This window comes from Paraburkholderia sp. Ac-20347 (genome assembly GCF_017104805.1).
Classification (GTDB): Bacteria; Pseudomonadota; Gammaproteobacteria; order Burkholderiales; family Burkholderiaceae; genus Paraburkholderia; species Paraburkholderia tropica.
This window is the reverse complement of record NZ_JAAGPN010000611.1, coordinates 1-991: the sequence shown is the minus strand read 5'-3', so window position 1 is coordinate 991 and position 991 is coordinate 1. Positions and strand designations below refer to the sequence as shown.

General features: G+C 69.0%; 1 protein-coding gene and 1 pseudogene. Both read right to left on the bottom strand.

Annotated elements, in window-relative coordinates:
* Positions 1-508: pseudogene (locus G3N97_RS39010) on the bottom strand (secretion protein); the annotation flags it as partial.
* Between the two features lie 143 nt (positions 509-651).
* A partial coding sequence (locus G3N97_RS39005; RefSeq protein WP_205998028.1) for a hypothetical protein occupies positions 652-991 on the bottom strand: 340 nt, incomplete at its 5' end.

Here is a 991-nt window from a genome sequence, read left to right as displayed (position 1 = left end):
CGGCGCGGCTCATCTGCGTCGTCGTGACGAGCGAGGCGGCGGCCACCACGAGCCCCAGCACGAACACGGCGGCGACCGCGCCCATGTAGCGGCGCTGCTTGCGGCGCGCGGCGGCGAACTTCGCTTCGGCGGGCCGCGTGAGCAGCATCGAGAGCAGGTCGAGGTCCGAGGGCCACGCGGCGTCGGCGGCGCCGACACACAGCACGATCTCGTCGAACTGCATCGGCACGAAGTCGACCAGTAGCACCGTTTCCGAAAGCGCTTCGTTTGCCGCCTTATCTGTTTGTACTTCGGCGTCGTCACGTATGGCTTCTTCGCTGACGTTCGCGCCGCTTTCACGCTGCGCGCTGACGACACCCGTTGCGTCGACATGCAGCAGCGCGCTCGCGCCGCGCCAGTCGCTCAACTGGATATCGGCTTCGTCGTCGGCGCCGATGCGGTGCGTGCCTGGCGCGAGCTGAAGCTGCGCACCCGCATGCACGCCCGTCAGTATGCGCAGGAGTTTCATCGTGCTTGCACCGTCGGTTTCGAGGGATGGCCGCGCGTCCGCGCGTGCAGTGCGAGACGGGCCGGGTCGTTGCTAATTTAGGCGGTCCGCAAGTTTTCTCACCGACGCGACGCGAAGGCGGCGCGTGCGATGCGAAGCGACGTTCATCGCGTCCTGCCGCGCGTGAACGCGGAGATCGACGATGCGCTAGGCGTCGCGCCGATACCGCCCGCGCTTGCGCTCCCGCTTGCGTTTTGTGCCGTTTCCTGCGGTTCGTGCGCTGCCGCCGCGCGGCCCAGCACGCCGTTGCGCAGCGCGTTCAGCGTTCCTAGCGCGCGCGCACGGCGTGCGCTCGTGTGGGGCAGGTCCGTGTCTTTCCACAGCAGGCCGACGAACAGATTGAAATGACGCGCACGCTCGGGCAGCAACGCTCGCGCGCCCGCAGCATGTCCCGCGCGATCCGCCTGCGTGCCACCGCGCTCGCGCAGCGCCGCGATGCCGCCG